Origin of the sequence: Tautonia sociabilis, from assembly GCF_003977685.1 — a bacterium.
Lineage (GTDB): Bacteria > Planctomycetota > Planctomycetia > Isosphaerales > Isosphaeraceae > Tautonia > Tautonia sociabilis.
In genome coordinates this window covers 1-7,423 of record NZ_RYZH01000101.1, presented here as the reverse complement: position 1 = coordinate 7,423, position 7,423 = coordinate 1, and the positions used below count along the sequence as shown (strand labels likewise).

At 71.9% G+C, this 7,423-nt stretch carries 6 protein-coding genes; all 6 read left to right on the top strand.

Annotated elements, in window-relative coordinates; translation table 11 throughout:
• Positions 1-103: 103 nt before the first annotated feature.
• The 6 genes from xseB to dxs all read left to right on the top strand — a co-directional run bounded on the left by xseB (position 104) and on the right by dxs (position 7,321).
• Positions 104-394 (top strand): exodeoxyribonuclease VII small subunit, encoded by a 291-nt coding sequence (xseB, locus tag TsocGM_RS25315; protein WP_126728251.1) that lies wholly within the window; start codon positions 104-106, stop codon positions 392-394.
• Between the two features lie 36 nt (positions 395-430).
• A complete protein-coding gene (menC, locus tag TsocGM_RS25310) occupies positions 431-1,555 on the top strand; it encodes an o-succinylbenzoate synthase (RefSeq protein ID WP_126728250.1) in 1,125 nt (374 codons plus the stop codon).
• A gap of 456 nt (positions 1,556-2,011) precedes the next feature.
• Positions 2,012-3,181 (top strand): M20 family metallopeptidase, encoded by a 1,170-nt coding sequence (locus TsocGM_RS25305; RefSeq protein ID WP_126728249.1) that lies wholly within the window; start codon positions 2,012-2,014, stop codon positions 3,179-3,181.
• A 242-nt stretch (positions 3,182-3,423) separates the two neighbouring features.
• On the top strand, positions 3,424-4,251 hold the full coding sequence (locus TsocGM_RS25300; protein WP_126728248.1) for a hypothetical protein: 828 nt from the start codon (positions 3,424-3,426) through the stop codon (positions 4,249-4,251).
• A gap of 194 nt (positions 4,252-4,445) precedes the next feature.
• On the top strand, positions 4,446-5,360 hold the full coding sequence (locus TsocGM_RS25295) for a polyprenyl synthetase family protein (protein ID WP_126728247.1): 915 nt from the start codon (positions 4,446-4,448) through the stop codon (positions 5,358-5,360).
• 2 nt (positions 5,361-5,362) lie between these two features.
• On the top strand, positions 5,363-7,321 hold the full coding sequence (gene dxs, locus TsocGM_RS25290; RefSeq protein WP_126728246.1) for a 1-deoxy-D-xylulose-5-phosphate synthase: 1,959 nt from the start codon (positions 5,363-5,365) through the stop codon (positions 7,319-7,321).
• The last annotated feature ends 102 nt before the right edge of the window (positions 7,322-7,423 follow it).

The following is a 7,423-nucleotide window of genomic DNA, read 5'->3' as shown; positions in this document are numbered from 1 at the left end:
CCCCCGGCGCCGCCGCCGGCACGCCCCCCGGCCGTCCCCGCTCCCGCCCCTCCCCCGGCGGCACCGGCCCGTCCAAGACCGACCCCGAACGGAGCTGACCCCCATGCGCTCGCCCTCTCCCGGGCCGACCTCCCCGGACGACCCGCCCCCCACCTTCGAGGACGCCCTCTCCCGGCTCGAAGCGATCGTCTCCGAGCTCGAGCGCGGCTCCCTCGACCTCGACGCCTCCCTCTCCCGCTATGAGCTGGGCGTCCGCCTCCTCTCCCGCTGCCGATCCACCCTCCAGGACGCCGAGCGCCGCGTCGCTCTGCTCACCGGCGCCTCCCCCGACGGCTCCCCGATCACCTCCCCCCTGGACGCTCCTCCCCCCGCCGACGACCCCGACGACGACTGATCCGGCGCCCCCAAGTCCCCTCCGAATCTCCCCGCCATGCGCCTCCGCCGCATCGACCTGAAGCTCGTCCGCCTCCCCCTGGTGCGTCCCTTCCGGACCAGCTCCAGCGTGAAGGACCACCTCGCGCACATCGTCCTCCGCGTCGAGGCCGACGACGGCCTCGTCGGCTGGGGAGAATGCGCCAGCCCCTCCGATCCCTACTACTGCCCCGAGACGACCGAAACCTGCTGGCACATCCTGCGCGACTTCCTCGGCCCCCTCGTCCTCGGCAAGGACTGGGAAACCATCGACGAATTGACCTCCTTCTACCGCCTGGTGAAGGGGAACACCTTCGCCAAGGCCGGCCTGGAGATGGCCTGCTGCGACCTGCTCGCCCGCTCCCAGGGGGTCTCGCTCTCGTCCTTCCTCGGCGGCGTCCGCCCTCGGATCGCCTCCGGCGTGAGCCTCGGCATCGAGGACGACACCGCTTCCCTGCTCGACACGATCGAGCGCCATCTCTCCGCCGGCTACAAGCGCATCAAGCTGAAGATCGGCCCCGGCCGGGACGTCGAGGTCGTCCGGGAGGTCCGCCGCGTCTACCCCGACCTCCTCCTCCAGGTCGACGCGAATTCCGCCTACACCCTGCGGGACATCGACCTGCTCCGCCGCCTCGACGAGTTCGACCTGCTGCTCATCGAGCAACCCCTGGCCCACGACGACATCATCGACCACGCCACCCTCCAGGCCGCCTTGCGGACGCCCGTCTGCCTCGACGAGTCAATCCACTCGGCCGACGACGCCCGCAAGGCCCTCGACCTGGGCGCCTGCCGCGTCATCAACATCAAGGTCAGCCGAGTCGGCGGCCTGATGGAAGCCCGACGCATCCACGATGTCTGTTTCAACCGGGGCGTGCCCGTCTGGTGCGGCGGCATGCACGAGTTCGGCATCGGCCGCGCCGCCAACGTCGCCGTCTGCTCCCTGCCCGGCTTCCTCCTCCCCGGCGACGTCTCCGGATCGGACAAGTACTACCTCCAGGACCTCGTCGATCCCCCCGTCCTCGCCCGAGACGGCTACGTCCCCGTCCCCTCCTCCCCCGGCCTCGGCCACGAGCCAATCCCCGACCTCATCGTCGCCAACACCCGCCGCGAGATCACCCTCGACGCAAACGCCCCGCCGGCCTGAGCCACCCGTCTTCGGTGGTCGGCGGCACGCGACCGGCGGAGGGACGCTGCTGATCGGCCTGGAATGACTCGGGGCGTGTTCACCCCTTCCATCGAACGGCGTTCGCTTCCGGAGGCAATCCGCAGACCACAGAACACATTTCGCAGAAGGCAGAAGGCAGAACGAAGATCGCAGAAGGCAGAAGGCAGAACGAAGATCGCAGAAGGCAGATCGCAGATCGCAGAACGAAGATCGCAGAAGGCAGATCGCAGATCGCAGAAGACAAATCGCAGAACACAGACCACAGAAACGACGCGGAACGTCGATCGCGAAAGACAACTCGCAGAACACATCGAAATCCGATCGCACACTGAATCCTTTCTGTTTTCCCTCCTCTTCCCCGTTGTTTTTTGTTCTCTGCTCTCTGCCTCTCCCCTCAGATCAGAACTCAGGAATCCCGAATCCGGACTCCCCCCCATGCCCTCCTCTGCCCTCCTGCTCCACCTCACCTCCCGGCTCGACTCCACCCTCTCCCTGCTCCGCTGCCTCGTCGAGCACGAGTCCCCCAGCCGAGACAAGGCGGCCCTCGACGCCCTGGCCGACCGCCTCACTCCCCTGCTCGCCGACGCCGGCGCCTCCTCCGTCGAGCGGATCCCGAATGACCGCGGCGGCGACCACCTCCTCGCCCGCTTCCCCTTCGGCCACGACCCCGATCCCCAGGCTCCCGACGCTCCCCGCCCGGCCCTGCTGCTGGCCCACTTCGACACCGTCTGGCCCCTCGGCACGATCGACCGCATGCCCTTCCGCCGCGACGGCAACCGCGTCTCCGGCCCCGGCACCTTCGACATGAAGGGCGGCCTCACCCTGCTCCTGGTCGCCCTCGCCGCCCTGCGCGACCTGAACCTGGCGCCCCCCCGCCCCGTCGCGTTCCTGCTCACCTCCGACGAGGAGATCGGCAGCCCCACCTCCCGCCCTCTCATCGAGTCGGCCGCGCGCCGAGCCGCCTTCGCCCTGGTCCCGGAGCCCCCTCTGCCCGGCGGCGCCCTGAAGACCGCCCGCAAGGGAGTCGGCCGCTACACCCTGTCCGTCACCGGCATCCCCGCCCACGCCGGCATCGAGCCCGAGAAGGGCCGATCCGCCGTGCTGGAGCTGGCCCATCAGATCATCGCCATCCACGCGATGGCCGATCCCGCTGCCGGCACCACCCTGACCGTCGGCCGAGCCGAGGGGGGCGGCGCCGTCAATGTCGTCCCCGCCTCGGCCACCGCCGAGATCGACCTCCGCGTCTCCTCCCGCGCCGAGGCCGACCGCGTCGACCGCGCCCTCCATTGCCTCCTCCCCGCCCTCGACGGCACCCGCCTGGCGCTCTCCGGCGGCCTGAACCGCCCGCCGATGGAGCGCTCCCCCGCCATCGCCTCCCTCTTCGATCGCGCCCGGGCCGCCGCCTCCTCCGCGCTCGGCCTCGACCTCGCCGAAGGTTCGACCGGCGGCGGCTCCGACGCCAACTTCACCGCCGCCCTCGGCCTGCCCACCCTCGACGGCCTCGGCCCCCTCGGCGCCGGCGCCCACGCCGAGCACGAGCACATCGAGGTCGACACCCTCCCCCTCCGCGCCGCCCTGCTGGCCACGCTGCTGCGATCGCTTTGAGATCCGAGGACGATCGGCCTGACTCCAGGCTCCCGCCGGCCGGGACCTGCCCCGGCCTTCCCCCGCTCCATCGATTTCAGCTCCTCCTGCTCAGCCCTCGCGGGGCGAAGCTCCCTCCCATCCTCCCTCCGGCGGACCCGGGGCGCGTCGGGCGACTCCCGACCCGGCCGGATCGCCCCGGCTCCCGTTGCAATCGGCCGCTCCCCCGGCCATCATCGGAGGCCACCCTGGAGCCGATCCCCATGACCCCGCCCTCCCCCGACGACGCCTTCGTCATCCGCCGCGCCGAGTCCCCCGCCGACTATCTCGCCTGCCAGAACGCCCAGCGGCTCGCCTGGGGCCTGGCCGACGAGTCCTATGTTGTGCCCGTCGCCACGCTCGTCGGCGCGAACCTGCACGGCGGACTGGTGCTCGGGGCCTTCCGGCCCGACGGCTCGGCGGTCGGCCTGTCGTTCGCCTTCCTCGGCCGGATCGAGGGGAAGCTCGGCCTCTATTCGCAGCTCACCGGGGTGGTGCCCGAGTACCAGGGGAAGGGCCTCGGCCGCCGGTTGAAGCAGGAGCAGTTCCGCATCGCCGAGGCCGAGGGCCTCTGCTGCGTCGCCTGGGCGTTCGACCCGCTCCAGGCCGGCAACGCCCACTTCAACCTAGACACCCTCGGCGCCCACGCCTCGCACTACGTCGTCGACATGTACGGCCCCCGCACCGACGCCCTCAACGCCGGCACCCCCACCGACCGCCTCATCGCCGTTTGGGAGCCGCACGCCCCGGCCCGGCCGATCCTCCCCGACGACCCGTTCGCCCACCTCCCCGCCCTGATCGACCCCGACGGCCCCTCCGCCCGTCGGCTCGACCGGGAGACCCCGACGCTCCTGCTCGAGATCCCCGCCGACCTGGCCGCCCTGCGGTCGTCCGACCCGGATCGGGCCGGACGCTGGCGACTGGCCGCCCGGGAGGCCTTCGCCGCCGCGTTCCGGGCCGGCTACCAGGCCGTGGGAACCATTCAGGAGGCCCGGCAGGAGGGGCGCCGCCAGGCCTACGTGCTGCATCGCCCCGACCCCGGCGACGGCTGACGATCGACCCCGATCGGCCCCCGTGCTGCCCCGGCTCGCCGCCCGACGCTGGCGGGTGGACATTCGGGGCCCGAATGCCGACAATTGGGCCTTGGGCCGGACCGCCGGCCGCCCGCACCGGGAGAGCCTCCGCACGTCCCGAAGCCGAGCCGGCCTCGGTGGGCCGCCCCCCCTCGCTCCAAGACCTTCCGCCCATGAGCAGTTCGAGCACCGACGTCGACCTCGCCGCGTTCCTGAAGGACGCCCGGCGGCGGGTGGACGCCGCATTGGACCGCTACCTCCCCGCCGGCGACGACCCCTCGGCCGACTGCCCCCCTCGGCTCGCCGAGGCCATGCGGCACAGCCTGCTCGGCGGCGGCAAGCGCCTTCGCCCCATCCTCGCCCTGATGGCCGCCGAGGCCGTCGGCGCCGACCCGGCCCTCGCCCTGCCGGCCGCCTGCGCCCTGGAGATGCTGCACACCTACTCGCTGATTCACGACGACCTGCCCGCGATGGACGACGACGACCTCCGCCGGGGCCGCCCCACCTGCCACCGCGCCTTCGACGAGGCCACCGCCATCCTCGCCGGAGACGCCCTGCAGGCCCTCGCCTTCGAGGTCGTCGCCCGGGACACCCAACCCGCCGCGGCCGCCGCCCGCTGCTGCCTCGAGCTGGCCGAGGCCGCCGGCCCGCTCGGCATGGTCGGCGGCCAGATGGCCGACCTCCTGGCCGAGGGCCGCACCGACGCCACCGCCCCCGCGCTGGAGGCCATCCACCGCCGCAAGACCGGCGCCCTGCTCCGCGCCAGCCTCCGCATGGGGGCCATCGCCGCCGGGGCCGACGACCGCCAGCTCGACGCCCTCGACCGCTACGGCCGCGGCGTCGGCCTCGCCTTCCAGATCGTCGACGACCTGCTCGACGTCCAGGGGGACGAGGCCAAGCTCGGCAAGCGCGTCGGCAAGGACTCCGGCCTGGGTAAGTGGACCTACCCCGCCTTGCTCGGCGTCGACGGCAGCCGCCGGCGCGCCCGGGAGGTGGCCGACGACGCCGTGCTGGCATTGGAGCCGCTCGGCGACCGCGGCGCCCGACTCAGGGCCCTCGCCCTGAACCTGCTGGAAAGGGACCGTTGACGATGACCACCCCGACGACGCCCCCCATCCTCCCCCGCATCCAGTCGCCGGCCGACCTCCACGCGCTGTCCGAGGCCGAGCTGCGACAGCTCGCCGCCGAGATGCGCGAGGAGCTCATCGGCGTCGTCGGCCTCCGCTCCGCCCACTTCGCCAGCAACCTCGGCGTCGTCGAACTCTGCCTCGCCCTCCACCTCGCCTTCGACTTCTCCAAAGACCGCCTCATCTGGGACACCGGCCACCAGATCTACCCTCACAAGCTCATCACCGGCCGCGCCGCCCAGATCGGCTCCATCCGCACCAAGGGGGGCCTGATGGGCTACCCCAACCCCGCCGAGAGCCCCTACGACCTGTTCATGACCGGCCACGCCGGCGCCGCTCCCTCCACCGCGCTGGGCCTGCACGCCGGCGACCTCCTCATGGGACGCCCCGAGCGCTACAGCGTCGCCGTCATCGGCGACGGCGCCTTCCCCTCCGGCATCGTCTACGAGGCGATGAACAACGCCGCCGCCAAGCCCCACGGCCGGCGTTTTATCATCATCCTCAATGACAACAAGATGTCCATCTGCCCTCGCGTCGGCGGCATCGCCTACTACCTCGACAAGGCCCGCATGGCCCCCGAGTACAACCGGGCCAACAAGCTCGTCCGCAAGCTCCTGCCCCACATTCCCCTCGTCGGCGACCAGGCCGACCGCCTCCTCCAGCAGTTCAAAGACGCCGTCAAGGCCTCCGTCCACGGCGGCATGATCTTCGAGGAGCTCGGCTTCAAGTACATCGGCCCCATCGACGGCCACGACCTGGCCACCCTCAACTCCTACCTGGAGAAGGTCAAGGCCATGGACGGCCCCATCCTCCTCCACGTCCTCACCGACAAGGGCCGCGGCTTCGAGCCCGCCGAGAAGGACCCTGTCTCCTTCCACGCCCCCGCCCCCTTCCAGCGCTGCGAGGAAGGGATCATCCCCCTGAAGTCCTCCAGCACCCGGGCCTACACCAACGCCGTCTCCGACGCGCTGTTCGCCGCCATGCGCCGCGACCCCCGCGTCGCCGTCCTCACCGCCGCCATGTGCGAGGGGAACAAGCTCCAGAAAATCCGCGACGCCTTCCCCGACCGCTTCTTCGACGTCGGCATCTGCGAGGCCCACGCCGTCACCTTCGCCGCCGGCATGGCCAAGGCCGGCGCCCGCCCGGTGGTCGACATCTACTCCACCTTCCTCCAGCGCGGCTACGACCACATCTTCCAGGAAGTCTCCCTCCAGGACCTCCCGGTCGTCTTCTGCATGGACCGCGCCGGCCTCGTCGGCTCCGACGGCCCCACCCACCACGGCTCCTACGACCTGGCCTACATGCGCGTCTTCCCCAACCTCGTCGTCATGGCCCCCGGCGACGCCAAGGACGTCGCCCCCATGATCGACTGGGCCCTGGCCCACGATCACCCCGTCGCCCTCCGCTACCCGAAGGCCAACCTCGAAGAGGTCCAGCGCGACCCCCAGCCCATCGAGCTCGGCCAGGCCGAGGTCCTCGAGTGGGAAACCGACGGCATGCTCATCGCCCTCGGCGCCCAGGTCCCCGACTGCCTCCGAGCCGCCGAGCGCCTCCGCGCCGAGCACGGCCTCCGCGTCGGCGTCATCAACGCCCGCTTCGCCAAGCCCCTCGACACGAACACCATCGTCAAGGCCCTCGACGAATGCGGCTTCGTCCTCACCGTCGAGGAAGGCTGCCTGATGGGCGGCTTCGGCTCCGCCGTCCTCGAGGCCGCCAACGACGCCGGACGATCCACCACCCACCTCCGCCGCCTCGGCCTCCCCGACCGCTTCATCCTCCACGCCGAACGCGACGAGCAGCTCGCCGAGGTCGGCCTCGACGTCGACGGCATCGTCCGCTCCGCCCTGGAGCTGGCCCAGCACCTCGGCATCGCCCCCGAGTCCACCGCCACCGACTCCTCCTCCGCCCGCTCCGCCGGATAACCGCGCCGGGCCGGATCGGACGGGCCGATCGGAGGCGATCCCCCTCCGATCGACCCCGGGGACCCCTCCTCCTGCTCCCCCTGGCCCGACCCACTCTCCCCC